Source organism: Geobacter hydrogenophilus (assembly GCF_018501225.1).
GTDB lineage: Bacteria > Desulfobacterota > Desulfuromonadia > Geobacterales > Geobacteraceae > Geobacter > Geobacter hydrogenophilus.
Window position 1 is genome coordinate 45,144 of the sequence record NZ_JAHCZI010000007.1, and the last position, 25,818, is coordinate 70,961.

General features: G+C 63.2%; 22 protein-coding genes. 13 read left to right on the forward strand and 9 right to left on the reverse strand.

What is annotated here, in order from left to right; all coding sequences use genetic code 11:
- The first annotated feature begins 3 nt into the window (after positions 1 to 3).
- The 4 genes from KI811_RS12145 (at position 4) to KI811_RS12160 (ending at position 3,815) form a co-directional block, all read left to right on the forward strand.
- The gene (locus KI811_RS12145; RefSeq protein ID WP_214186748.1) at positions 4 to 1,224 is read left to right on the forward strand and encodes a CHASE domain-containing protein; all 1,221 of its coding nucleotides are present in this window, start codon (positions 4 to 6) and stop codon (positions 1,222 to 1,224) included.
- Positions 1,225 to 1,279: 55 nt separating this feature from the next.
- Entirely contained in the window at positions 1,280 to 2,257 is a 978-nt protein-coding gene (gene pdhA, locus KI811_RS12150) for a pyruvate dehydrogenase (acetyl-transferring) E1 component subunit alpha (RefSeq protein ID WP_214186749.1), read from the forward strand.
- A gap of 30 nt (positions 2,258 to 2,287) precedes the next feature.
- The gene (locus tag KI811_RS12155) at positions 2,288 to 3,235 is read left to right on the forward strand and encodes a YbgA family protein (protein ID WP_214186750.1); all 948 of its coding nucleotides are present in this window, start codon (positions 2,288 to 2,290) and stop codon (positions 3,233 to 3,235) included.
- Between the two features lie 73 nt (positions 3,236 to 3,308).
- Positions 3,309 to 3,815, forward strand: a complete 507-nt coding sequence (locus KI811_RS12160; RefSeq protein WP_214186751.1) for a hypothetical protein — start codon at positions 3,309 to 3,311, stop codon at positions 3,813 to 3,815.
- 5 nt (positions 3,816 to 3,820) lie between these two features.
- On the opposite strand, the gene KI811_RS12165 is transcribed toward KI811_RS12160, so the two are convergent.
- Positions 3,821 to 4,426, reverse strand: a complete 606-nt coding sequence (locus KI811_RS12165; protein ID WP_214186752.1) for a hypothetical protein — start codon at positions 4,424 to 4,426, stop codon at positions 3,821 to 3,823.
- An 82-nt stretch (positions 4,427 to 4,508) separates the two neighbouring features.
- Between KI811_RS12165 and KI811_RS12170 the strand changes: the two genes are divergently transcribed.
- The 8 genes from KI811_RS12170 (at position 4,509) to KI811_RS12205 (ending at position 14,126) form a co-directional block, all read left to right on the forward strand.
- Positions 4,509 to 5,417: an NAD(P)H-binding protein gene (locus tag KI811_RS12170; protein WP_214186753.1), complete on the forward strand. Its 909-nt coding sequence runs from the start codon at positions 4,509 to 4,511 to the stop codon at positions 5,415 to 5,417.
- 92 nt (positions 5,418 to 5,509) lie between these two features.
- Positions 5,510 to 6,496 (forward strand): alpha-ketoacid dehydrogenase subunit beta, encoded by a 987-nt coding sequence (locus KI811_RS12175; RefSeq protein ID WP_214186754.1) that lies wholly within the window; start codon positions 5,510 to 5,512, stop codon positions 6,494 to 6,496.
- Between the two features lie 19 nt (positions 6,497 to 6,515).
- Entirely contained in the window at positions 6,516 to 7,802 is a 1,287-nt protein-coding gene (locus tag KI811_RS12180) for a dihydrolipoamide acetyltransferase family protein (RefSeq protein WP_214186755.1), read from the forward strand.
- A 107-nt stretch (positions 7,803 to 7,909) separates the two neighbouring features.
- Entirely contained in the window at positions 7,910 to 9,739 is a 1,830-nt protein-coding gene (locus tag KI811_RS12185; protein WP_214186756.1) for a sensor histidine kinase, read from the forward strand.
- Positions 9,736 to 10,377 (forward strand): lipoyl(octanoyl) transferase LipB, encoded by a 642-nt coding sequence (gene lipB / locus KI811_RS12190; RefSeq protein WP_214186757.1) that lies wholly within the window; start codon positions 9,736 to 9,738, stop codon positions 10,375 to 10,377. Before KI811_RS12185 ends, lipB begins: the two co-directional genes overlap by 4 nt.
- A gap of 65 nt (positions 10,378 to 10,442) precedes the next feature.
- Complete coding sequence (locus KI811_RS12195; RefSeq protein WP_214186758.1) at positions 10,443 to 12,878, forward strand: Lon protease family protein; 2,436 nt, start codon at positions 10,443 to 10,445, stop codon at positions 12,876 to 12,878.
- 128 nt (positions 12,879 to 13,006) lie between these two features.
- Complete coding sequence (locus tag KI811_RS12200) at positions 13,007 to 13,606, forward strand: ComEA family DNA-binding protein (protein WP_214186759.1); 600 nt, start codon at positions 13,007 to 13,009, stop codon at positions 13,604 to 13,606.
- A 49-nt stretch (positions 13,607 to 13,655) separates the two neighbouring features.
- Positions 13,656 to 14,126, forward strand: coding sequence for a YidB family protein (locus KI811_RS12205; protein ID WP_214186760.1), 471 nt, complete (start codon positions 13,656 to 13,658; stop codon positions 14,124 to 14,126).
- 79 nt (positions 14,127 to 14,205) lie between these two features.
- On the opposite strand, the gene KI811_RS12210 is transcribed toward KI811_RS12205, so the two are convergent.
- Together KI811_RS12210 and KI811_RS12215 are read right to left on the reverse strand one after the other, a co-directional pair.
- On the reverse strand, positions 14,206 to 15,243 hold the full coding sequence (locus tag KI811_RS12210; RefSeq protein WP_214186761.1) for an Ig-like domain-containing domain: 1,038 nt from the start codon (positions 15,241 to 15,243) through the stop codon (positions 14,206 to 14,208).
- A 205-nt stretch (positions 15,244 to 15,448) separates the two neighbouring features.
- Complete coding sequence (locus KI811_RS12215) at positions 15,449 to 15,919, reverse strand: hypothetical protein (RefSeq protein WP_214186762.1); 471 nt, start codon at positions 15,917 to 15,919, stop codon at positions 15,449 to 15,451.
- 155 nt (positions 15,920 to 16,074) lie between these two features.
- On the opposite strand from KI811_RS12215, the gene KI811_RS12220 reads away from it, so the two are divergent.
- Positions 16,075 to 16,947: a diacylglycerol/lipid kinase family protein gene (locus tag KI811_RS12220; protein ID WP_214186763.1), complete on the forward strand. Its 873-nt coding sequence runs from the start codon at positions 16,075 to 16,077 to the stop codon at positions 16,945 to 16,947.
- Here the strand turns inward: KI811_RS12220 and KI811_RS12225 are convergent.
- From KI811_RS12225 to KI811_RS12250, 6 genes are all read right to left on the reverse strand, one after another.
- Entirely contained in the window at positions 16,904 to 18,016 is a 1,113-nt protein-coding gene (locus KI811_RS12225) for a TIGR04283 family arsenosugar biosynthesis glycosyltransferase (protein ID WP_214186764.1), read from the reverse strand. The two genes, KI811_RS12220 and KI811_RS12225, sit on opposite strands and share 44 nt — an antisense overlap.
- 128 nt (positions 18,017 to 18,144) lie before the next feature.
- Positions 18,145 to 19,083, reverse strand: a complete 939-nt coding sequence (locus tag KI811_RS12230) for a chemotaxis protein (RefSeq protein WP_214186765.1) — start codon at positions 19,081 to 19,083, stop codon at positions 18,145 to 18,147.
- 125 nt (positions 19,084 to 19,208) lie between these two features.
- A complete protein-coding gene (locus KI811_RS12235; protein ID WP_214186766.1) occupies positions 19,209 to 21,224 on the reverse strand; it encodes a molybdopterin oxidoreductase family protein in 2,016 nt (671 codons plus the stop codon).
- A 232-nt stretch (positions 21,225 to 21,456) separates the two neighbouring features.
- On the reverse strand, positions 21,457 to 23,016 hold the full coding sequence (locus tag KI811_RS12240) for a sensor histidine kinase (protein WP_214186767.1): 1,560 nt from the start codon (positions 23,014 to 23,016) through the stop codon (positions 21,457 to 21,459).
- Positions 23,017 to 23,022: 6 nt separating this feature from the next.
- Positions 23,023 to 23,886 carry an ABC transporter substrate-binding protein gene (locus tag KI811_RS12245; RefSeq protein ID WP_214186768.1) on the reverse strand — a complete coding sequence of 288 codons (864 nt, stop codon included), beginning with the start codon at positions 23,884 to 23,886 and terminating at the stop codon, positions 23,023 to 23,025.
- 20 nt (positions 23,887 to 23,906) lie between these two features.
- Positions 23,907 to 25,700 (reverse strand): TonB-dependent receptor plug domain-containing protein, encoded by a 1,794-nt coding sequence (locus KI811_RS12250; protein ID WP_246551722.1) that lies wholly within the window; start codon positions 25,698 to 25,700, stop codon positions 23,907 to 23,909.
- Positions 25,701 to 25,818: the final 118 nt, after the last annotated feature.

The window sequence follows — 25,818 nt, forward strand, 5'->3', positions numbered from 1 at the left end:
GCCATGAAGAATGGCGGTCCGATACGGGGGGCGATCCTGCTCTTCGTTCTGTTCCTGGGAGCCGGATTGGTCTTCGTGCGCCAGGTGGAAGAAGGGCGTTGCCGTGAGCAGCGCCGGAACGTGGCCCAGCTCGCCGCGGGCGCCGCCTATTCGCTGGAACGTCAGATATCCAGCTCCCTCTCCGCCACCTGCGCCCTTGCCGCCATCCTGCGCCAGGCCGGCTCCATTAAGGACTTTGATGCCCTCGCCGCCGAGTTGATCCGGACCTACGGCGGCATCAGCAGCCTCCAACTCGCCCCGGCAGGGGTCATTACCACTATCTATCCCCTTGCCGGCAACGAAAAGGCCATAGGCCACGACCTCCTCAGCGATCCCCTCCGTCGCACCGAGGCGCTGCGGGCGATCGAGAGCCGGCAAATGACCCTTGCCGGCCCCTTCGAGCTGAGGCAGGGGGGGGTAGGAGCCGTTGGCAGGCTGGCGGTATTTCTTTCCGAACCGGATAAGGGGGAGCGTTTCTGGGGCCTCGTCAATGTCTTGATGCGCCTCCCGGACCTCCTCGCCGCAAGCAATCTGGATGCCCTCGATAAGGGGGGGTACGGGTATGAGCTCACCAGGCTCAACCCGGACACGGGCCGATGGGAATCCATTGCCCACTCCGACGGGCCGCTCCGGGCGCCGGTGGAAAGCACCATCGACGTCCCCAACGGCACCTGGAAGCTGGCCGTGGCGCCGAAACAGGGTTGGCAGACTTCCCCGTTCCTTTACGTGGAATACCTCATGGTTGGCGGCATCAGCGGCATCCTGGCGCTTCTCGCCTATCTCATGCTGAGGCAACCGGAAAAGCTTCGCCAGGAGGTCCTCCTGCGGACGGCGGACCTGGAGAAGGCCAACCGGCAGCTGGAGGCTCAAATCCGGGAGCGGCAGCGTGCCGAGGACGAGTTGCGCCGCCTCAACGCCGACCTTGAGCGGCGGGTAGCCGACCGGACGGTGCAGCTCGAGAACTCCAACCGGGAACTGGAGTCCTTCAGCTATTCGGTCTCCCATGACCTGCGGGCCCCCCTGCGGCACATGGAGAGTTTCAGCCGCATCCTTGCGGAAGATCACGCCGGGCAGATCGGCGAAGGGGGGGAGCAGTGCCTGGAACGGATCGTGGCGGAAACCCAGCGCATGAAGCTCCACATCGACAGCCTGCTGGAGCAGGCCCAGGTTGAAAGAATACGCTGAACTTACCGAGGTTGCCCCCAGGGCGGGCACTACCCGCCCGGATAGCGAGGTCCCCATGGAATCGAAACTCCGCGCCATTCTTCCCGATGCCGAACTCATCAGGATGTACGAGCAGATGGTCCTTTCCCGCGAGTTCGAGGAGTCGTGCGCCGAACAGTACACCAAGGGGCACATCACCGGCTTCCTCCACCTCTACAGCGGCCAGGAGGCCGTGGCCGTGGGGGCCACTGCCGGCCTCCACCGGGACGACTACATCCTCTCCGCCTACCGGGAGCACGCCCAGGCCATCGTCCGGGGGGCCGAGCCGCGGCGGGTCATGGCCGAGCTCTTCGGGAAGCGGACCGGCATCTGCAAGGGGAAGGGGGGCTCAATGCACCTCTTTGACCCGAACCTCTCCTTCATGGGGGGATACGCCATCGTCGGCGGCCAGTTCCCCATCGCCGTTGGGCTCGCCTTTGCCGCCAAGTTCCGGAAGGAGGGGCGGATCGTCGCCTGTTTCTTCGGCGACGGTGCCGCGAACCAGGGGACTTTCCACGAATCCCTCAACTGGGCCCGGCTCTGGGAGCTGCCGGTCCTCTTTGTCTGCGAGAATAACAGCTACGGCATCGGCACATCGGTGGCGCGGGCCTCGGCACTCCCCGACATCCACCGGCGGACCTGCGGCTACGACATCCCGTCGGAGCGGGTCTACGGCATGGACGTGATAGCGGTGTACGAGGCGATCAAGTGGGCGGCCGAGTGGGTGCGGGAGCAGAATCGCCCCTTCCTCATCGAGGCGATCACCTACCGCTTCCGGGGGCACTCCATGGCCGATCCGGGCAAATACCGCAGCCTTGCCGAGGTGGAGCTGTGGAAGAGCCGCGACCCCGTCCCGGCCTTCGCGAACCGGCTGGTGGAGGAGGAGATAGCCACCGAGGCCCAGTTGGAGGGTATCCGGCAGCAGGCCCTGGTGACGCTGGCCGATGCGGTGAAGTTTGCCGAAGAGTCGCCGTGGCCCGAGGATAGCGAGGTGTGGGAGGATGTTTATGCCTGAGGCGATTATACCGTTATCCAAGGATATGCCATGTACAGACCGATAAAGGTTGGCGTCAGTTCCTGCCTTCTGGGAGAGAAGGTGCGCTATGACGGCGGCCACAAGCATGATCGTTACATAACCGACGTACTTGGCAAGTTCTTCACCTTCGTTCCGGTCTGCCCGGAGGTCGGCTGCGGCATGCCGGTCCCTCGCGAGGCAATGCGCCTTGAGGGTGACCCCGAGCATCCCCGGCTCGTGACGAACAAGACCCGAATCGATAAGACTGAACAGATGCGCGCCTTCTGCCAGCAAAAGGTCACGGAATTGGCCGATGAAGAGCTGTGCGGTTTCATCTTCAAGAAAGATTCCCCCAGTTCAGGCCTGTTTCGGGTAAAGGTTTACAATGAGGGGATGCCGGCCAGGAGCGGCAGCGGCCTGTTTGCCGCAGCAGTGGTCAAGCATTTCCCTCTCCTTCCGGTAGAGGAAGAGGGGAGGCTCAATGACGCGGCCATCCGGGAAAATTTCATCGAGCGGATCTTCTGCTGCCGCCGCTGGAAGGATTTCCTGCTGGACAGTCCCGACCTGGGCCGCCTGGTGACCTTCCATGCCCGTCACAAGCTGCTTATCCTGGCTCACAGCACCAGCATCTACCGGGAAATGGGAAGCCTGGTGGCGCACGGCAAGGAGATGAGATGGTCCGAGCTGGCCCAACGCTACGAAGCGCTTTTCATGAAGGCCCTTGCCCTGCATGCCACGGTCAAGAAGAACACCAACGTGCTGATGCATATCATGGGCTATTTCAAGCGGGATCTGAGCCCTGCTGAAAAGGAAGAGTTGCTCGGGGTAATCAAGGAATATCACGACCGACTGGTCCCCCTCATTGTTCCGCTTACCCTGTTGAAGCATTATGTCGGCAAGTACGGCCAGAGCTACCTGCATCAGCAGTACTACCTGTCGCCTCATCCGGCCGAGCTGATGCTGCGCAACCATGTGTGAGCCCTGCACCTCGTTTGCTGCAAGGTTGGTAAAAACGCTATCCGCAGGGGCTGCAGCAGAAAAGAGACGGACCATGGACCCAATAAACGTAGTCGTGGACGACCTCATGCAGAGGAACTACATCTATACCCTGTCAGAACCGATGGGCATGAATTTCCATCCGGAATTCAAGCCCGAACTGACGCCAAAGGAGATGCTTGAGCTGGGCGTTTTCGGCGGGAAGTACATGACTGACTGCACGAAAGAGTTTCCTGAAGATTGGTTTACCCACGCCAGGCTCTGTCACGAACGCCACGTTCCCGAATTGAACCATTTCGGCGTCAACGCCTCCAAGCCATTATCCTACTGGCGGGCCAGGGGGTGGATCTATCACGAAGACCCCCGGGGGTGGTTCCAGTGGTATTGCCGTTACTTCATGGGGAGGAGATGTGCGGATGATGCCCGGCAGATCGGCAGGTGGAAAGCCATGAGAAGACATATTGCGCAGCTGACGTTGAATTGTGTTCCGGGGGATCTGAATTGCCGGAGAAAACAGCGCCAGGCATTATTGCACTGGGCTTACGACAGCCGCACGATCTGAACAGATCAGGTCGTGATGCCCTTTCGGACAACAATAGTTACCACCCCGCGCCGTACCGGTTTTCCGGTAATGCTGCGGTAGACCATGGCCAGAAAATTGACGGTGACGACCTTGTGGATAGAGGCCTGGGTGAATCGGTAAAGCCATTTTCGCCAAAGCGAGGGCTTTCTGCTGCCAAGAAGCAGCGGGCAATAGTCGGCAAGTTTCAGGGTCAGCCTGCTTCCCGCGGCAATTTCTTCAACGATGAATTCGAGCTGACCCCGGTCGCATTCCTGCTTGTCAACCAGCAGGCCGCCGGAAATGTTCAGGATCGTTCTCTCCCCGGCAGCGTCTGGGGTGTGCCGTGGGGGTAAAAACTGTATCAGTGCCCAAGAGCTTGTCAGGAGGCGGAACTCCACGCCGGCAGTTGTTTGCACCGGACGGATGATCCCTGCGGTACAATGTTGAATATAGCGCAGGTAGCGGTCCAGCAGACTGGCAGATGAGATGGTGCCTGGAGAGACGCCCGGAATCACCACCCACTGGATGGAGAATACGGAATGATCCTCCTCAAGAATCTGCTGGCAGGCAATTTTGTCGGCATCGATTTCGGGCAGTCTGTCGGGGCTCATGCCGGACATTCTAGCATCAATTTCATCCCATATCGTTAAGGTTGTCGCTTCAGGTTCAGTTTTCTGTAAAACGGGAGGGATCATGGCAGGAACAGTTCTGGTTACCGGCGCGTCGGGGTTCATCGGACAGCGTCTGGTCAAGGCGCTGTGTGTGGCAGGTGAAAAACCCCGCTGCCTGCTGCGGCGCTCTCTGCCGCTCCCGCCTGGCGCGGAAGCCGTCAACGGCGATCTGCTGCAGCCCGAAACCCTCACGCAGGCACTGGCCGGAGTCGACACCGTCTACTACCTGGTCCACTCCATGGCCGCCGGCCGTGCCGGATTTGAATCCAGGGAGCGAACCGCTGCCATCAATTTCATTACTGCCGCAGCCAACGCCGGCATCAGAAGGGTCATCTATCTCGGCGGGCTCGGCGAGACCGGCAGCGGCCTTTCCGAGCATCTGCAGAGCCGGCTGGAGATCGGCAATCTTCTCAAGGCAGCCCCGTTTGCCACGACCTTTCTTCGCGCTGCAATCATCCTGGGCAGAGGTGGCGCCTCCTTCGAGATGATCCGCTGGCTGGTGGAGCGCCTGCCCGTGATGATCACCCCCCGTTGGGTCAGCACCAGATGCCAGCCCATTGCTGTCGATGATGTCATCCGCTATCTGACCGGCTGTCTGCATGAAGAGCGCACTGCCGGGGAGACCTTTGATGTCGGCGGGCCTGAGATTTTGACCTACCGGGAGATGATGGAACGGTTTGCCGCCATAGAGAAAAAGAGAGTGCTCATTATCCCGGTTCCGGTGCTGACTCCGAAACTCTCTTCCTATTGGGTCGGGCTGATAACTCCTGTTAAACCGTCCATATCCATGCCGTTGATCGAAGGGCTGGCAAATGAGGTTGTCTGCCGGGAAAATCGTATCCGCGAACTGATTCCGTTCAGGCTGACTCCCTATGATGAAGCGGTGCGGATTGCTCTTGCGGAAGAGGAGCCGCGAACCGGCAGTACTTAAATTCTGACGGCAAGAAAGAGGAACTTCTTCACGTGCGTACTGCAACAAACACATCCGCCTTTGGCGGAAGCAACCTTCTCCGGAGGTTTCCCATGTCTGAAATGACCTACCGCGATGCCCTGAATCTGGCCCTGAAGGAAGAGATGCGCCGCGACCCGTCGGTAGTTACCTGGGGCGAGGACGTGGCCCTGTACGAAGGCTCCTTCAAGGTGACCCGGGGGCTTCTGGCCGAATTCGGCGAGGAGCGCGTGAAGGATACCCCCATCTCCGAGAACACCATCGTGGGGGTCTCCATCGGTGCGGCCATGGGAGGGCTTCGACCCGTGGCGGAACTGATGACGGTGAACTTCGCCCTCCTCGCCATGGACCAGATCGTGAACCACATGGCCAAGATCCGCTCCATGTTCGGGGGGCAGACCCGCCTCCCCATGGTGGTCCGCGCACCGGGGGGAGGGGGGAGCCAACTGGGGGCCCAGCACTCCCAGAGCCTGGAGACCTACTTCATGCACTGCCCCGGCATCCACGTGGCGGTGCCGGCCACCCCGGCCGACGCCAGGGGGCTCCTGAAGGCCTCCATCCGCGACAACAATCCGGTGATGTTCCTGGAGCACGAGCTCCTCTACAACAGCAAGGGGGAGGTGCCCGACGACACGGAGTCACTGGTCCCCCTGGGGAAGGCCGAGGTGAAGCGGGAGGGGAAGGACGTGACCATCGTCGCCTATTCGCGCATGACCATCTTGGCGCTGCAGGCTGCGGCGGAGCTGGAGAAGGAGGGAATCTCCTGCGAGGTGGTGGACCTGCGGACCCTCTCGCCGCTGGACACGGAAACCTTCATCGCCTCCGTGAACAAGACCGGCCGGGCCGTGGTGGTGGAGGAGTGCTGGCGCGCCGCCGGACTCGGCGGACACCTGGCCTCCATCATCGCCGAGGAGTGCTTCGACCGGCTCCTGGCGCCGGTGCGGCGGGTATCGGGGCTTGACGTCCCCATGCCCTACTCGCGCAAGATCGAGAAACTCTGCATCCCGCAGGTTGAGACCATCGCCGCGGCGGTGCGGGATGTAATGAGCCAGAAATACTGATAAGGATAAGGAGGCACGGATGCCAACCGATATCACCATGCCCAAACTCTCCGACACCATGACCGAAGGCCGCCTCGTCTCCTGGAAAAAGAGCGTTGGCGACCGGGTGGAGCGGGGCGAGATCATCGCCGAGGTGGAGACCGACAAGGCCACCATGGAGCTGGAGGCGTTCGCCTCGGGAACCCTTGTCGAGCAGCGGGTGAAGCCGGGGGAGCTGGTGGCCGTCGGTACGGTGATCGGCGTCATCGGCGCGGCGGGGGAATCTTCCGGCCCATCAGCGGGGAAACCGAAGCCGTCGGTCGAAGCCGAAGAGAAGCCGCCGGAAGAGCCGAAGCCGTCGGCAGAGGCCCCACAGCCGCAGGCGGAAGCGCCCCCTGCCGTACCGGCGGGAGAGGTTCCGGAGCGGGTCCTGGAGCTTCCCGAGGAGAAGGAAACGGCCCCTTCTCCGCCCCAAGAGGACCGCGGCGAAGGGGAACGGGCAGCCCCCGTGGTTCGGCGGATGGCGCGGGAGCGGGGCATCGACCTGGGCCTCGTGACCGGCAGCGGCCCCGACGGGAGAATCCTCCAGGAGGATCTGGAGCGGTACCTGGCGGAGAAACCAAAACCGGAGAGTGCTGTCGCCGCCGGGGAGGGGGTCGAGGGCGAACCCCTGTCGCGGATGCGCGGCGCCATTGCCCGCGTCACCGCCCAGGCCTGGCAGAGCATTCCCCACTTTTACGAGACCGTCGAGATCGCCATGAAGGAGGCGGTGGAGATCGTCCGGGAGCTGAAGGGAAGCGGAAGCGAGGTCACCTATAACGATCTCGTGATCAAGGCGTCGGCCATGGCCCTGGCAAAGTATCCGAAGCTGAATGCCTCCTTTGCCAACGATCGGATTGTGACCCACGGGCAGGTTAACATCGGGATCGCCGTGGCGGTGGACGACGGCCTCCTGGTGCCGGTGGTGAAGGGGTGCCAGGGGCTTGCCCTGAAGGAGATCGCCCTCGAAACGGTGCGCCTTGCGGATCGTGCCCGCAGCGGGAGGATCAGCCAGGATGAGATCTCCGGCGGCACCTTCAGCATCTCGAACCTGGGGATGTTCGGCATCGAGGAGTTCGCCGCGGTGATCTTCCCTCCCCAGGCGGCAATCCTGGCTGTGGGGAGCGTTGCAGAGCGCCCGGCTGTCCGGGACGGCCAGGTGGTGGCGGTCAAGACCATGCGGGTGACCCTCTCCTGTGACCACCGGATCGTTGACGGCGCCTACGCGGCCCAGTTCCTCGGGGAGCTCAAAAGGATACTGGAGAATCCGGTCCTGATGCTGGTGTAGGGCTGATTGGTGCATTTTTTGCTGGAATTGCCTCGTTCGGCGGCGGAGATCGGCAGTTCTGCCCAATCGCCCGCTTGCCGCAGTTTTGCAGGACGGGAAGGTGACGGTTGATTGACAGCTCGTACCATAGATCGCTGAATTTTCTCTTCGTGGAGCTGTTGGAGAATATCCTGCGGCTTGCGGAAAACCCGGCGGAGTGCGGCAGCTACATAACAGCGCAGATTAGCGGGCTGATCGGGGTGCGAATTGTGGCGCTGATGCAGTGCGTTCATTCGTCCGATGAACCGCAGTATGAACTGGTGAGTGTCTCTCCCGACCTCCCCCCGCTGGAGCCTCTGCGGCAGCTTGCCGTGGCGAGCCATGCTGCTCGGGGGCCCGTTGTCTGGTCGGCCGAAGAGTCACCGCCGGCGGTGGAGGAGCTCCTTGCCCCGATGGGAGGGGAGAGTCTGGCCTTCCCCCTCGATGCTGGCGGGGAGCGGGTCGGCGTCCTCATGCTGCTGGGAGTCATGGAGAGTACCGGCCTCGACACCGTTTATGCGTCGCTGGCGCGGCTTTCGGGTGTTCTGGCGTTGGTGCTCCGCAACAGTCTCCTTTTCCGGGATCTGGAGCAGAAAGTGACGGATCGGACCGAAAAGCTGCTCTGGCAGTCCCGCGTCGATGCAGCCCTGGCCGAACTCTATCCCCCCCTGATCTCCACCTCCGCCACGTTTCGGGACGTGGCGGTCATCGTCCTGCAAAAAGCCAAGGAATTGACGGAAAGCGAACACGGCTTTGTCGGCATCATTGAACAGGAAACCGGCGTGTTGCACCGGAACCACACCACCGACATGATGGATGGAAACGGCCTGGCCCTGCGGGAGAGTCTGGCCTTCACCCCCGACGCCGACGGGCACTATGGGGGGCTATGGGGTCATGCCCTCACGACGCGCAAACCGTTCTATACCAACGATCCTTCCCGCCATGTCGCCGCCCGGGGGGTGCCCCCGGGGCATATCCCGGTCTATCGTTTCCTGTCGGTGCCCGTGGTTTTCGCCTCCTCCCTGGTCGCCCAGATTTCCCTCGCCAATCCACCGCGAGATTACACCGACCGGGATCTCGACGTCATTTGTCGGATCTCGGAGTTCCTGGCCCTTGCCCTCCAGCGGTTGCGGAATGAAGAGGAGATCCGCCGGCTCAACGCGGACCTCGAGCGGCGGGTGCGCGAGCGGACGGCGCAGCTTGAGGCGAGCAACCGGGAGCTGGAGAGTTTCTGTTTTTCGGTTTCCCACGACCTGCGGGCCCCGCTGCGCCATATCGAGGGATACAGCCAGGTGATCGTGGAAGACCACTGCGGGGAGATCAAGGACGAAGTTTTCGGCTACCTGCAGCGGATCAGGGAGGCGAGCGTCAAGATGGAGCAGCTGATAGACGCCCTGCTGAATCTGTCACGACTGTCGCGGGAGCCCCTGAAGCGGGTTCCCCTCGATCTCTCGCAGATGGCGCGCAAGGTGGCCGATGATCTTGTCCTGTCGGAACCCGAGCGCCGCGTGACGTTCACAATCGCCGAAGGGATTCGGGCCCATGCCGATCCCGTGCTGATGGGGGTGGTCATGAACAACCTCCTCCACAATGCCTGGAAGTACACCGCAAAGAAGGATGCTGCGCAGATCGAATTCGGTGCTGCCGACACGGACGGCGGGACAGCGTATTTTATCCGCGACAACGGCGCCGGGTTCGACATGCGGTACGTGGGGAAGCTCTTCGGTCCCTTCCAGCGGCTCCACTCCGTCGAGGAGTTTGAAGGGGTCGGCATCGGCCTGGCAACGGTGCAACGGGTCATCCACCGCCACGGCGGCACCATCCGGGCCGAGGGGAAGCTGGGGGAGGGCGCCTGCTTCTCATTCACCCTTGGCAGCGAAACTCCCCCTGCCCCGCCGAACGTCGCCGACACGGCATGATGATTCGCGACCTGGGGGATTTGAAGTTCGAGGCGGCGCTGGCCATTCAGGAGAACCTGACGGCCGAGGTGGCTGCCGGCACGGCGCCGGAGACGCTTCTCCTGGTGGAGCATCCGCCGGTCTATACTATCGGTCGGGGCGGTTGCCGGGACAATGTGCTCGACTCCGGAATTCGGGTGGTGGAGACCAACCGTGGCGGCGACGTGACGTTCCACGGGCCGGGACAACTGGTCGGCTACCCCATCATCGACCTGGGGCGTCGGGGCCGCGACCTTCACCGCTACCTCCGTTTCCTCGAAGAATTACTCATCAAGGTGGCGGCCGAGTTCGGCGTCACCGCCCGCCGCGAACCGGGCCGTACCGGCATCTGGACCGACGGGGGAAAGCTGGCTTCCATCGGTGTCGGCGTTCGCCGCTGGGTGACGATGCACGGTTTCGCCCTCAACGTCGCCAACGACGTGACTCCCTTCCACTCCATCAACCCCTGCGGCATTGTTGCCTGCCCCATCACCTCTCTCTCCGCCATCCTCGGTCGCCCCATCCCCCTGGATGACGTCCGCCGTTCGGTGGCCGGGCGGTTTCCGTCCCTCCTCGACGAGCGGCTTCCTTTCCTTGAGACGGCTGAACCGGCCCCCTGACCTTACAAATCCCGAAGGCGTGGTATACTTGTTCAATTCAAATGCAATGAATAAGGAGGCCCACGATGTCCGTCACTCAGCAGAGGAAACTTCTTCCCGAGCAGCTCCGCTGGACCTGCGACCCCGGCCAGTTCGATTTCGCCACCACCGACGACCTCCCCGAGCTGGAAGGGACCCTGGGGCAGGCCCGGGCGCTCGCTTCCATCGACTTCGGCCTCGACATCCGGGAGAGCGGCTTCAACCTCTTCCTGACCGGCGAGGCCGGCACCGGCCGCACCTCCACCATCAAGAACATCCTGAAAAAGAAGGCCAAAACCGAGCCGGCTCCCTTTGACTGGGTCTACGTCAACAACTTCAAGAGCCCCGACCTTCCCATCGCCCTGGCACTGCCGGCGGGGAAGGGGACCGAGCTCGCCCATGACATGGAGGAGCTGATCGACGCGGTGCGCACCATCATCCCCAAGGCTCTGGACAGCAAGGAGTACGAGACCAACAAATCCGCGATCGTCGAGGCCTACCAGGAGAAAAACAACGAGCTGTTCGGAAAGCTGGAGGCCGAGGCCGAGGAGAAGGGCTTTGCCCTGCAGCGGACCGTGTCGGGACTCGTCATGGTTCCCCAGAAGGAGGGGCGCAACTACACCCAGGAGGAGTACGAAGCACTCGGCGACCAGGAAAAGGAGAAGCTGGAGGAGGTGGGGCAGGAACTGACCGAGAAGCTCAATGACGTGCTCCGCCAAGTGCGGGAGAACGAGAAGCAGACCAAAGAGAGCCTTGCCCAACTGGACCGGGACTTGGGCAATTCCTCGGTGGGGCACCATATCGACCCCCTCCGGGAGAAGTACGGCGACACCCCCAAGGTGGTGGCGTACCTGAACGCGGTCCAGGATGACATCATTACCAACCTGGAGGATTTCAAGCCCCAGCAGCCGGTTCAGTCACCTATTCCGGGGCTGAAGCTCCCCCGCCAGGAGCCCTCCTTCGAGCGCTACCAGGTGAACATATTCGTCGACAACCACGACGCCCAGGGGGCGCCGGTGGTCTTCGAGCCGAACCCCACCTACAGCAACCTCTTCGGCCGCACCGAGCACATCATGCAGATGGGGGGGACGGCCACCACCAACTTCACCATGATCAAGCCGGGGGCGCTCCACAAGGCCAATGGCGGCTACCTCATCGTCGACGCCCGCGAGGTCCTCGTGAACCCCTACTCGTGGGATGCGCTGAAGCGCTGCATTCGCAGCGCCGAGATCAAGTTCGAGGATCCCCTGGAGCAGTACCGCTTCATCACCATCGTCTCCATGAAGCCCGAGGCAATACCCCTCCAGGCCAAGATCATCATGATTGGCTCGCCGTGGATCTACTACCTCCTCTACCACCTGGAGCCCGACTACCGGAAGTTCTTCAAGGTGAAGGTGGACTTCGACAGCCGCATCGCCCGCACCCCCGAGGTGCTGCAGGACTACGCCCTCTTCGTCTCCACCCACTGCAAGAACGAGAAGCTCCTCCCCTTCGACAGGAGCGGCGTGGCCGGGCTCATCGAGTATTCGGCCAGGCTGGTGGAGGACCAGGAGAAGCTATCCTCCCAGTTCATGGAGATCGCTGACCTCATCCGCGAGGCCAGCTACTGGGCCGGCAAGGACGGCGGCGGCCCCGTCACCCACTCCCACGTGGCCAACGCCATCGAGCAGAAGATCTACCGGAGCAACCGGATCGAGGAGCGGATGCAGGAGCTCTTCGACGACGGGACCATCCTCGTGGACGTGGACGGCGCCGTGCCGGGGCAGATCAACGGCCTCTCGGTCATCTCCCTGGGGGACCACACCTTCGGACGCCCCTCCCGGGTCACGGCCCGGGTTTATCTCGGACGGGCCGGCATGGTCAACATCGAGCGGGAGGTAAAACTTTCCGGCCCCATCCACGACAAGGGGGTCCTGATCCTCACCGGCTACCTGGGGGGAAAGTTTGCCCACGACATGCCCCTCTCGTTCTCCGCCTCCATCTGCTTCGAGCAGAACTACGAGGGGGTCGAGGGGGACAGCGCCTCCTCCACCGAGCTCTACTGCCTGCTGTCAGCCTTTTCCGGGGTACCGATCCGGCAGGGGATCGCCGTTACCGGCAGCGTCAACCAGCACGGCATGATACAGCCCATCGGCGGCGTCAACTTCAAGATCGAGGGATTCTACGCCGTCTGCAAGGCCAAGGGGCTCACCGGCGAGCAGGGGGTCATCATCCCCAAATCCAACGAGCGGCACCTGATGCTCAACGACGAGGTGGTCCAGGCGGTGCGCGACGGCAGGTTCCACATCTGGAGCGTCGAGACCATCGACCAGGGGATCGAGCTCCTCACCGGCGTTGAGGCCGGCGAGCGGCAGGAGGACGGCACCTATCCCGAGGGGACCATCAACCACCTGGTGGACAAGCGGCTGCGGGAGATGATCGAAAGCATGAAGAAGTTCGGCGCTTCCGACAAGGATGAGAAGAAGCAGGAAGGGGAAAAATGAGGAACCGGTAAGTGAATTTTTCCTGCCGTGGGGCAATTTGTTAGAGATTTCCGTTGAAAATGCGGTAATATTTTGATACGCACGGCAGAAGCCGAAGCCTGACTATTATGGAATTGAAAGGGGGAAGTATGAAGCGAGGTATCATCAGAAGAATTGCAGCATGTGCGGGGATGCTCTCTCTTGTGGCGCTCATGCCGCTTTCCAGCGCATTCGCAGCGCCCAAGGCCGCGGGCGTGGCAGCAACGGCCGTCTCTGGACCCGTTGACCTGAACTCCGCCACCCAGGCGGAACTGGAGAAACTCCCCGGGGTTGGCCCCGCGGCGGCCAAGAAGATCATGGCCGGCCGTCCCTACGCCTCCACATCCGAGCTTTCAACGAAGGCAAAACTGCCGGCCAAGACGGTGGAGAAGATCTCTCCTCTCGTGACCGTGGGGGGCGGCGCAAAAGCGGCTGCAAAATCTGCAAAACCGGCGATGCCGGCTGCGCCCAAGCCCACCATGACCGTGCCGGCCGCCAAGACCCCGGCTATGCCCAAGGCCGCTGCCCCCGCCAAAGTCGCCGTACCTCCCGCCGGCAGGGGGATGGTCTGGGTGAACCCCGATTCCAAGGTCTATCACAAGGAAGGGAGCCGCTGGTACGGCAAGACCAAGAAGGGTAGCTACATGACCGAGTCCGAGGCCATCAAGGCGGGCTACCGGGCGCCCAAGCAGGGTGGCAAGGAACAATAACCCGATCGAGGCTTTGGAGTATCTCCATCACGGACAGAGGAGGATTATCATGGGACTGCTTGACGAGTTGGTTGGAAAAGCGGCAGGGATGCTGGGCGGCGGCCAGGGAGAGGGCCAGGAGGGGCTCCTCGGCGAGGTCATGGGGATGCTCTCCGGCGGCCAGGGAGAGGGCCAGGAGGGGCTCCTCGGCGAGGTCATGGGGATGCTCTCCGGCGGCCAGGGTGGCGGTCTGAGCGGCCTCGTCCAGAACTTCAAGGACAAGGGGCTCGGCGACATCATCTCCTCGTGGGTCGGTACGGGTCAGAACCTCCCCATCAACGCCGACCAGATCAAGGAAGGGCTCGGGAGCGAGACCATCCAGAACCTGGCCGCCAAGGTGGGTATCTCCCCGGACGACCTGAGCTCGAAGCTCTCCGAGCTTCTTCCCGGCGTCGTCGACAAGCTCACCCCTGACGGGCAAATCCCCGAAGGGGGACTCCTGGAGAAGGGGTTGGAGTTCCTGAAGGGGAAACTGGGGTAGGCTGAAATCAAAGGTTGGAATGGAAAGGGGGGCGATGCGCTGCATCGTCCCCCTTTTTCATTTCTTCCTTGCGGGAGTCTTACGGCGGCGTTGTACCTGTCGTGAATTGCCACTGGAACAAAGGCATCAGATTGCCGGCAAGGTCCCTTACCCGGATGGAGACCGTGTAGGGAGTGTTGGCTGTCAGAAGGGTCGTGGGTTTCATGGTGACGGTGTTGGTTGTGTAGTCGATGTCCACCTTTGTCGGGTAGCCGTTGATGGAGCCATAGTAGAATGGGGTTATCGGTTCGTTGAACGAGATGGATATTGGCGTATCGCGGGGCACGCCGGTTCCTGTCGGTAAATTTGAATTCTGCACGACGGATGGAGCCTCTAAGTCAACCGCGGGAGGGGGGGCAGTGGTGAAATCCCAGGTGAAGGGAGCTGCCATCCCGTTGCCTGCCAGATCTTTGGCCGCTGTGGTGATGGTGGCGGTATAGGTCTTGGAAGGGTCAAGAAACGAGGTTGGCGTGAAAACCGCCGTTGCGCCTGTGAAGCTGAGGGTGCCGGGAATGTCGGTCGTTCCCTGTTTCAGGGTGAATGCGGTGCTGGCGGTAGCGGTATTCATCGGCTCGCTGAAGGTTATGGCGATGGTTGAGTTGATGCCGACGCTGGACCCGGTCGGCGCAAATGACTGGACGGTCGGCGGCGTGGTGTCCGGCCCTATGCCGGTTGTGAACGTCCAGGCATGATCGCTTCCCAGGCTGTTTCCCGCCGTGTCCTTCGCGGAGGCGGCGATGGTGGCGGTATACGTCATATTGGCGGCAAGGGGGGACGACGGTGTGAATGTAGCAGTGGAACCATTAAAGCTGAAAGCGCCCGTTATGCTGTTTCCGCCTTGAGGCACAAGAGAGAATGCGCTTTCAACGGAAGGGTTGTTCATCGGTTCGCTGAAGGTGATGACGATGGGGGTGGTGGTTCCTACGTTTGTGTCACCGTTGGCTGGCAGGGTCTGGGTTATATCCGGGCGGATGAGATCAAGTGAGGTAGTTCCCCCGCCCCCTCCTCCGCCCCCGCATCCGGCGACGAGGGCGCCAAGAACCATTACGGCGAACAATACCTTTAGAAAACCTTTCATTACGACTCCTCCCTTGCTGTTTTTACGTGATGTCCACTCTGCAAAAATCCTGTTGCTATCGCAGATCCGAAAATGAAGCACTGAACAAGATTAGTTGATTTTATTCTTTCGTCAAGGCGGGAGCGCGATCTGGAGCGTAGGAAAAGAAAAAAGGCCGTCCTGGGGGCGGCCTTTTTCACCAATTGCGGGATAACGGTGGAAGGTATTATTTCATGTCATTCGTCTGCTTCGGGCACTCCTTCACCCGATTTTTCCGCTTTTCCCACCGCTCCTTGGCCTTTTTCCGCATGTCATCGGCTTTCTGGCGCTGTTCGGCGGTTAGCTGCTCACCGATCCTGGCGTGATACCTGTCGCGCATCTCCTGCATCTTCTCACGCTTCTGGACCCGGGTGAGAGTGGTGTCGTTGCGGATGGCCTGCATCTCCTGTATCTCCTCCTGGAGAATCGGCCTGATCTTCTCCTTCTGCTCGGCGCTCAGGCCGAGGTTCGCCTCCATTCGTTTGAGCATCCGTTCCGGGTCCATCTTCCGCATCTTGCCCGCGCCCCTCTTGGGCCCCGTGCCCGCTCCCGTTCCCGCTCCATCTCCCGGCCCGATCTGGGCCAATGCCCCGTGGTTGATTCCGGCAAGGGAGACGACGACCGCTGCAGCCGCCAGCACAAAACTGATCCGTTTCATCTCAGAACCTCCTATTGTTCGATGGGTGACGCATATAGTACCCAAAACGCCCCATCGGCAATGCCGGTTGACACGGCCGTCCATCAAAATCGTGGTCCCTCTCCTGAGGGGGGTGCTATACTGCCGCCACATGCCATTTCACAAGGAGTTGTTTCGTGCCCCTTTCCTGCACCCTCATCATCAATCCCACGTCGGGGAGCTATTCTGCGTCATTGGTCGACCGGGTGATGGCTCTCCTGGCCGCAGCCGGCTTTTCCCCCTCAGTGCTCCTCACCGGCGGTCCCGACGATGCCGCCGCCTTTGCCGCCCGGGCCTGCGCGGAGGAGGATCATCCTTTCATCGTGGCGGGCGGGGGGGATGGAACCATGAACGGCGTCATCAACGGCCTTGTGCCGGGAAAGGCTACCCTGGCCTTCCTCCCCCTGGGCACCGCCAATGTCTGCGCCCGGGAGCTGGGGATCGGCTCCGTGGACGAGGCGGTGCGCCGGATCATCCGGCAAGAGGCCCGTCCCTTGTCGGTGGGGGTGCTGGAGGGGTTCGGCGTCAGTCGGCGCTTTTTCCTCATGGCCGGCGCCGGTTTTGACGGTTTCGTGGTGGAGGGGGTGCTTGGCGCGGAAAAGAAGCGCTTCGGCAAGGGGGCCTATCTCCTCTCGGCCCTGCGGACCTTTTCCGCCTGGGATGGGAGGCCCATGGAGGTGGAGGCGGCGGGGGAGCGCCGCTCCTGCCACAGCGTCATCGTCTGCAATGCCGCCCGCTACGGGGGGAGCTTCGTCCTGGCCCGGGGCGCGAGCCTCTTCGAGCCCCGCTTCCGGGTGGTCTGTGTCGAGGGGAGGAGGCGGCGCGATTACCTCAGGCTCGCCCTGAGGGTGGCTGCCGGCCGCGGGGCCGCCGGGGCGGGGGTCACGGTCTTCGATGCCGATACCGTCGCCATCGGCGGCAACAAGGCGGTGCAGGTGGATGGTGACTTCATCTGCCACGGTCCGGTCACGATCCGTACTCTTCCGGATTTCGCGCGGCTGGTGGTGTAAGGGGCTCCCTGAGGAGGGACAGCCGGAACCAGATCCAGACCAGGAGCGCCGTTGCCCGATGGCCGGCCCCGTTGTCGGTGAGCCGGTCGAAGATGCGGTCGTGGAGATCGAGGCGCGGCGTCTCTCCCTCCCCCACGGGCGTCTCCTGCCGGAAGTGGCGCCGCACGTCGAGGAAAAAGGGAATCTGCCAGGCGTTGGCCCGCACATAGCGCCCGGTTTCGCGCCAGAGCCGCCGGCGCTCCCGGCGGGGAAGGGGGCGGAGGAGGTCGGCGATGAGGCGGAGCACCGGCCCCAGGAGGAGGCGTCCGGCCCGGTCCTGGCTCTGGTAGAGGCGCGGCAGTTCCGCCAGGAAGGGATCCCAGCCTATGGACGCGAAGTTCATGAGGAGGGCGTTCAGGGTCTGGCGCTCCCGCAATCCTTCCCTCTCGAAGCGGCGGGCCGAGGTGACGATCTCGGCCGGCAGGAGCAGCCACTGCCCCAGGGCCGCGACGCGCTCGGCCAGCCCCACGTCCTCCAGGATCGGGAACGACTCGTCGAAGGGGCCTGCCTCGGCAAAGAAGCGCCGCCCCAGGAGGAGCCCCTGGTCGCCGTGGGTGCATCCGGGCCGGTGGAGCCGGGCCTTCCACTCGTAGAAATAGTAGGGGAGGGAGAGGCCTGGGGCGATGCGGTCGAAGCGGAGCCGGAAGTGTCCGGCCACCCGGTCGCTTCCCCCGGCGGCAATTGCCTGGGTGAAGGCATCGAGGGCGGTCCGCAGGGCCAGGGGATCGGGGAAGGCACAGTCGGCGTGGAGAAAGAGGAGAACGCCGCCCGAGGCAGCCGCGGCGCCGGCATTCATCTGCTTCCCTCGTCCCCGCTCGGTTTCAATGACCTTCACTGCGAAGGGGGCTGCGGCGGCCAGCTTCCGGGCGCGTTCGGCCGTCCCGTCCGTGGAGCCGCCGTCGGCGATCACCAGCTCAAACCTGGTTCCCCGCTGGGCGGAGAGCATCGCGAAGAGGCGTTTGAGCCCCTCGGCCTCGTTCAGGGTCGGGACGATGAGGGAGAGTTCAGGATGGTCCGCTTTGTCGTACATGGCAACCGCATACTACCGTAGCCTGCGGAGAATGAGAACGCCCTTTCTCCGAACGTGCAGGCTCCCAAACGCAAAAAAAGCCGCCCCCTTTGACCGGGGCGGCTTGTCCAATTTGCAACTGACAGTGTTCAGTTCATGACACCATCGGCGATCTTCACCAGGTTCGGCAGGTCGGGCTTGGTGACGATGTCGAGCGCCCCCAGATCCTTCCATTTGCGCCGGTTATCCTCGGTGGCCAGGGACGAGAAGATCAGTACCGGCAGGTCCTTGAGCGCGTCATCCTTCTTCACGAGGGAGGTGAGGTGGAGCCCGTCCATCTTCGGCATCTCCACGTCGGTGATGAGGAGGTCCACCTCACTTCTGAGGGGGGCGCCGGCGGCCCGGCAGTGGGAGAGCTTGGCGTTGAGCATGTTCCACGCATCCTCGCCGTTCTCCGCCTCCTCCACGTTGTAGCCGGCGGCCCGCAGCGACGAGCAGATGCTGTTGCGGATGAAGGTCGAGTCGTCCGCCACGAGGATGCGGCGTCGGCTCCGGTCGAGGATGGCCCCCTCCAGGAGCTGGTCATGGCCGATCTCATGGAGGATATCCATGCAGCAGATCTCGCCGACGATCTTCTCGAAGTCGAGGATCAGGATGATCCGGTCCTCCATTTTCACCAGGCCGGTCACGTAGGCCGACTCGATGGCCCGCACCGGCGGCTCCACCTGTTCCCACGAGATGCGGTAGATGCGCGAGACGCCGTTCACCAGCACGCCGATCATCATCCGGTTGAATTCCAGGACGATGACCCGGTCCGGGGCGAGGCAGCTCATGCTCTTGCCGAGGGTGGTGGCCAGATCCACCACCGTGATGACCTTGTCGCGGAGCTTCATCATCCCCGCGATGGCGGGATGGGCGTTGGGAACCTTCCACATCTGGGGCTTGCGGATGATCTCCCGGACCTTCGCCACGTTGACGCCGAAGTAGGAGGGGATCGCCTCCCCCTGTTCATTGTGTTCATTGAGCATGAACTCGACGATTTCGAGCTCGTTGGTGCCGCTTTCCAGCAGGATAGTGTGGTCAGCCATGGGCGCGTTCCCCTCGTCGCAGAGATCTGCCTTCCGACCGAAGGCCTGATACTCGTATCGGCGGACGTTGGGAAAACTTTAGTGAAATAGCGAGGTGGCGAGATGGTGAGGTAGTTTGCTTCTTACTATCTCGCTTTCTTTACCTCTATCCTCGTGTCGTAAAACGTGCTCCCGTTCCCCCGGTCGGTGAGGCGCTGGCTAGTGAGGGCGTTCACTGTCCGGTCGCCGGGGGCGTGCTCCGACCACCAGACTCCCTCGGCCACGGCCACGCCGGGAGGGACCCGGTCGGTCACCGCAAGGGTGAACTCCACCTTGCCCCGTTCGTTGCAGGCGATCACCCGCTCGCCGTCCCCGATTCCCCGTGCCTCGGCCTCGGCCGGGTTCACCATGAGGAGCATCCCCCCCTGCCTTTCCCTCAGTTCATCCTGCTCGTAGAAGGAGGCGTTGAGGGCGAAGAGGGTCGGCGCGGTCATGAGCATGAGGGGGAGATCCCCCTGTTCCTCGTGGGTGGGGAGATGCCGGGGAAGGGGCTCCGGCTCCCGGTGGTTAAGGATCTCCACCTTCCCCGACGGGGTTCGGATGGTGCGGGGGGCGTCCGGGGCCAGGGGAAGCTCCACCCCCTTTCCTTCCTCGAAGCGGGCCAGGTCGATCCCCTCGCGCATGGGGGCGGGGATCGCTACAAGGTGCTCGATAATCTCCTCCTCGGTCTGGCTGAAGTACGGTTCGTCAAACCCCATGGCCTCGGCCAGAAAAGCGAAAGTGTCCCAGTTGGACCTGCTCTCCCCAACCGGCGGGATGGCCGGCCATGCCCTCTGGATGCAGTAGGTGCCGTAGGCCCGGTAGACATCCCCCGTCTCCAGGGACGAGCAGGCGGGGAGCACCACGTCGGCCCAGCGGGCCGTGTCGGTCATGAACCGTTCGTGCACCACGGTAAAGAGGTCCTTGCGGGCAAGCCCCCGAAGGATCGCGTTCTGGTCCGGGGTCACCGACGCCGGGTTTCCGTGGTAGACGTAGAGGGACATCACCGGCGGACCGGCCAGCTCCGTCAGGGCGTGGCCCAGGCGGTTCATGTTCACGATCCGGGTGGGGCGCAGCATGAAGTCCTCCCGGGTTACCTCTTTCATGGCAAAGGCGGCGCCGGTGCTGGTGGAGGCCATGAGCCCTCCCCCCCGTTTTCCGTAGGCCCCCACCAGGGCCGGCAGCGCGCAGATGGTGCGGACCGTCATGGCGCCGTTGCCGTAGCGGGAGAGCCCACTCCCCAGCCGGATGAAGGGGGCCTTCGCCCGGGCATAGAGCCGTGCCAGCTCCTCGATGACGGCGGCGGGAACGCCGGTGATGGCGCTTGCCCGTTCCGGCGGGTAATCGGGGAGAACCTGCTCCGCCAGTTCGGCAAAGCCCTGGACCCGCTCCTCCACGAAGGCCTTGTCGATGAGCCCTTCCCGGGCGATGACGTGCATCATCCCCAGGGCAAGGGCGCCGTCGCTCCCGGGGCGGGAGAGGATGACCCGGTTCGCCGCTGCGGCGGTGGGGGTGTTGTAGGTGTCGATGAGCCAGACCTGGGCGCCCCGTTTCCGTGCTTCCCTGACCCCATGGAGGAAGTGGATGTTGGTGGCCGCCGCATTGATCCCCCAGAGGATCACCAGGTCGCTTTCCGCCACCTCGTCCGGGTGGGGGGACGGCGTATCCCCCATGGCCGCTTTCCACCCCGCCTCCTTGGCCGGCGAGCAGATGGTCCTGTCGAGCCGCGACGCCCCCAGCCGGTGGAAGAACGCGTGGCCGCAGTTGCGGTGCACGAGCCCCATGGTCCCGGCGTAGGAGTACGGGAGGATTGCCTCGGCCCCATGGGCGGAGATAATCTCCCGCCAGCGGGCCGCGATTATGGCAACCGCCTCGTTCCAGGTGGCGGCGCGGAACTCCCCCTTTCCCTTGGGACCGATGCGGACGAGGGGGGTTGTGAGGCGCAGGGGAGAGTGGACCGTCTTCTCATAGTGGAGCATCTTGGGGCAGAGGGTGCCCCGGGTGAAGGGGTGCTCCGGGTCGCCGGAAACCCGCACGGCCCGGCCGTCCTCCACCTCCACCAGGAGGCCGCAGGTGTCGGGGCAGTCGTAGGGGCAGACGGAGCGTCTCATTTCGGTGGGCATGGGTACCTCGTGGATGGAGAATGGAATTTCAAAGGCTACACACCCCTCACCCCTGCCCCTCTCCCTCAGGGCGAGGGGGTAAATCAAACCCTCTCCCTTGGGGAGAGGGTGGCCAAAGGCCGGGTGAGGGGAGACAAGGAGGCAGCCTCAATGTATCATCGTGACTGCAATCGATAATAACACATATGGGTGGTTTTCTCCGTGTCTCCGTGGTGCAAGGTTTTTTCAGCCGCTATCGAGGAGAGGACGGAGCGCAGGCGGGAAGGGTGAAGTAACAGGTGGTTCCGGCCCCCGGCGTGCTTTCGAGCCAGACGCGGCCGTCGTGGCGCTCCATGACCCGGTGGACGATGGCGAGCCCCACCCCGGTGCCGGGGAACTCGTCGGGGCCGTGGAGCCGCTCGAAGGGCTTGAACAGCTTGCCCACATAGGCCATGTCGAAACCGACCCCGTTGTCCCGCAGGAAGAAGACCTTCTCCCCGTCCCGCTCGATGCTGCCGAACTCGATGCGGGCATCGGGGGTGCGCGAGGTGAACTTCCAGGCGTTCCCCACCATGTTCTCCAGGGCCGTCCACATGAGCTCCGTGTCGCCCTGGGCCATCACCTCCGGCGCCACCGCTAGCGCCACCTCCCGCAGGGGGTCGGTCTGCCGCAGCGTCGCCATGATCGCCCGCACCATGGCGCCAAGGTCCATCTCCCGGCAGGTCATTTCCCGCCGCTGCACGTTGAACAGGGTCGACATGGTCGAGATCACCCGCTCCATCTGCCTTCCCACCGTGGCGATGCGCCGGATATACGCGCGGGTCTCCTCGTCGAGCCGCTCGCCGCAGTCCTCCTTCAGTGCCTTGCAGAGGCCGTTCAGGCGCAAGAGCGGCGCCCGCAGGTCATGGGCGGCCGAATAGCTGAACGACTCCAGCTCCCGGTTCACCGCCTCCAACTGGGCGGTCCGGTCAATGACTTTATCCTCCAGGCGCGCATTCAGCTCCCGTAGCCGCCGCTCCGCCTCGTCCCGCTCCTCCCTCCGCTGCCTGAGGGCGCTCACCATGGAGTTGTACGAGCCGGTGAGATCGCCGATCTCGTCATCCGATTCCACCGGGAGGAGCACATCCGTCTTCCCCTTCTCGATGGCCTTGACCCCCGCTGCCAGGTGAGTGAGGGGACGGGTTATGCCGCGGATGATCAGGTAGATCAGCCCCATGCCAAGAACGAGAAACACCACCGCTGCCATGCCCGCCGTGACGGAGAGGCGGCGGACGTGGGCGTGGACCTTCTCTTCATCCATCACGACCCGCACCGTCCCGAGGCGCTGGCCGGCGGGCTCCGGCTGTTGCGCCGGCGAGAAGTAGAGGTCATCATCGCTCCCCTTGCCCTGGAGCGCGAAGACCGGTTCCGAAAATTCCTGCGTCAGGACGGAGCTGCTCCCGCCATCGCTCCCCGATGGCCGCGCCGCGTGGGCCAGGGTCCGGCCATCCCGGTCGACGATGGTCACCTCCAGCACGTCGGGGGTTCGTATCACCCCATCTGCCAGGTCGGCGAGCTGGTCGCGGTTGGCGGCAAAGAGCCCCAGGCGCGCGTTATGGGCAAGGAGGCGGGTCAGGAGCTGGCCCTCGGTGACAAGATTCTCGTGGAGTATGGCGTGCTGGTTGGTGAGGAAGAAGACGATGAAAACGGCCGAGAGGATAACGATGCCGGCGGCTGTCGCCGAGAAGAGTTTGGCGCGAAAGCTCCCGCTGACGCCCCGTGGCGGGGTGGGGCTCGCCGGTTGGGAAGAATCACAGGGGGAGTTCTCATTCATGGGGGGTTACTCCTTCAAGGTGATGCCCAAGTGCTGCGCCACGGACGTGTTCACTTTCAGGCGCGTCTTTGCGGGATGTTCCGGCGTTTCCGAGTGAGGCGAAGCGCCGTCCAGGATGCGGCGGGCCATGCGGCCGGCCTGGCGCCCCATGTCTGCGGGGTCCACCTCGATGGCGGCAACGGCACCCTGCTGCAGGTACTTGGGGGCAAAGGCCACCACCGGCACCCGGTTTTGCTGGGAGAAGAGGGCGAAAGACTCCATTGTGTCGCGGGTCACCACCGTCGGGTCGGGGAGGAGCCAGAGGGCGTCCACCTTCCCCTTGAGGGAGGAGAGCTCACGGACCGCCTCGCGGGGGTCGTCGGCCCTGCGGATCACCAGGGTGATGCCGAGGCGCTCCGCCGCATGGCGGGCCTCCTGCACCAGGGCACCGGTCTTGGCCGGATTGTGGATGATCCCCACCCGCTTGCCTCCCAGCTGATTTACGCAGAGGGAGAGGTAGCGTTCCGCCGGCGCGTCCATCTCGATGCCGGTCACGTTGCGTCCCGTGACGTCGGCGGTTGCGGAGGGGGGCACCATGACGTAGATCACCGGAATCTCGCGAATATCCCGCACCCTCGCCAGGGCGTCGCGGCCCACGGCCAGCACCAGCCGGGGGCGGGCCTCCCGCACGGCCCGAGCCACGTCGGCCCCCCGCAGGTCGGAGAGCACGAACCGCTCCACGGAACGCACGCCGGCCGTGGCCTCGAAGCCGTGGAATGCGGCCTCGAAGGGTGCCATGCGCTCGCCCTGCACCACCACGACTTCCGCGGCGAAAGCCGGGAAGCCCCAGAGGAGCAGTACAGCGAGTATGTGGAGGATCAGTCGGTTCATGCGTTCCTAAATAACGTTCGTTACCACTTGATGCGGAGGCCGCCTTCGAACCAGCGGCTGGGGTTTTTGAAAATGTCCAAATGGTACTGCTGGCCGTCAAACAGATTGTGGCCGGTGGCGAAGAGTTCAGCCTCGGTGTTGTTTCGCTTGAAGAAACGCCATGCCAGGTTGATATCCCAGATGAAGTCCTTGTATTCGGCCGCCCAACTGCTTGGGGTGTTCCACCATCGGTATGCGCCGGTGAGGGCGCCGCGGAAGGTGCGGTCGTCGTAGTGGAGACCCAGGTCCCAGGTGTGGCGTGCAACGCCGGGAAGTTTTTCGTCGGTTTTGAGGTCCTTGGCGTCGGTAAAGACGTAGCCGGCGGTGAGCCAGGTGTTGTAAAGCGGAGCGGTGCGGGTCTCGACTTCGAAGCCTTCCCGCAGTGTCCTTACCACTTCGTCGCCCTGTTCCTTGAATTCGTTGCGGAACCAGGTTCCCTTGAGCCAGAGGAAGGGGATGTCGGTGGTTTCGAGCCCGGCCTGAACGGTCCAGCCGCTATCTCTGGTGGCAAAAGATGGACTCAGGGTCGGGAGGTTGTAGCCCCGGGCGGCGTAGGCCCGCAGGAGGGTCTTGTCGGTGATGCCGAGGGTTGCCCCGATGCTTGGACTGAAGAAGTCGCCGGAGTGGCTGGTGATGTCATACCGAACCGCGGGGGTGATGGTCAGGCGATCCCAGGCGATGGTGTCGTTCAGGAAGAAGCCCCACTTGTCGTTGGTGGCGTCGACCTTCTGGTTGAACAGGAAGAGGGGGTAGTCGAGATTCGTTTCGATCTGGCCATGGTCGAACTCGGCCCCGCCGGTCAGGGTGTGGAGTCCCTGGCGCCAGGTAAGGAGGGCCACGCCGCCGGAGGTCTTCTCGTCATTGGTGACCGTGGCGAAGCGCTCTCCGGTGCTGATGGTGTTGTCGATTGTGGTCGAATCTAGCCGCGTTCCCTTGATGAGTGCATTGAAGGAGAGCCGGTCGGTCAGGGCGTAGTCGAGGGAGAGGGTCGACTGGAGGATGCGGTGATTAATCCGTTCCGAAAAGTCGGCGAAAGTTATGAGACCAACCTGCGGTCTCGTCTCCAAGGAGTTGAAGGTGAGGCGGAGGCTCCCCCTGTCGGCAAGGTCCCAGCGGAGCTTGGCGTAGGCGTTGTTGTTCTCGGTGGCGTTGAAGGGATGGAAGCCGTTGCTCTGGAGGTTTCCGCCCGACAGGTAGTAGCCAAGGCTTCCCACGGTTCCGGAGAGTTCTCCCCGGCCGTCGCGGGTGCCGTTTTCGCCGCCGGAGAAAGATGCGGCGCCGCTGAAGGGGGAGTGGAGAGCTGGCTCTTTGGTGATGACATTGACGATCCCCCCCAGGGACGAGCCCCAGCTCGAGGATGCAGGCCCCTTCAGAACCTCGACCCGATCGATGATCTGGACCGGGACCATTCCGGGGATGGCATAGCTGTCGATCTGGTTATCGATGGGGACGCCGTCGATCTGGATCTGGACGAAGCGGGTAGTGGCTCCGGCGAACTCGGTAAGGGTGGGGGCGCCTGGGGCGGTGTTGCCGGCAACCTGGACCCCCGGGACGATGGCGAGAACGTCGGCCAGGGTGTGGGCGTTCATCGCCTCTATCTGCTCGGCGGTGATGACGGTGATGTTCTCGGCGCTCCGGGAGAGGGGGCGCGGCGAGCGGGTCGCAGAGGTGACGGTCAGATCGTGGGGTTCGTAGTAAAGCTCAAGGAGTTCACGGTCGGTGTCCGTGTCGGCGTGGGCCGCGTGCGGCGCTGGCAGGATAGCTAGAGCGCCCAAGAAGAAAAGCCCCAGCAACAACGACGAAAAGCGGCGGAAGGAAGTTCCGACGCGCGTTTTCGCAGGGTTGGAGGGGCTCTGGATTGGCATGTGGCTTGCTTTAATGAGGATACGAAGT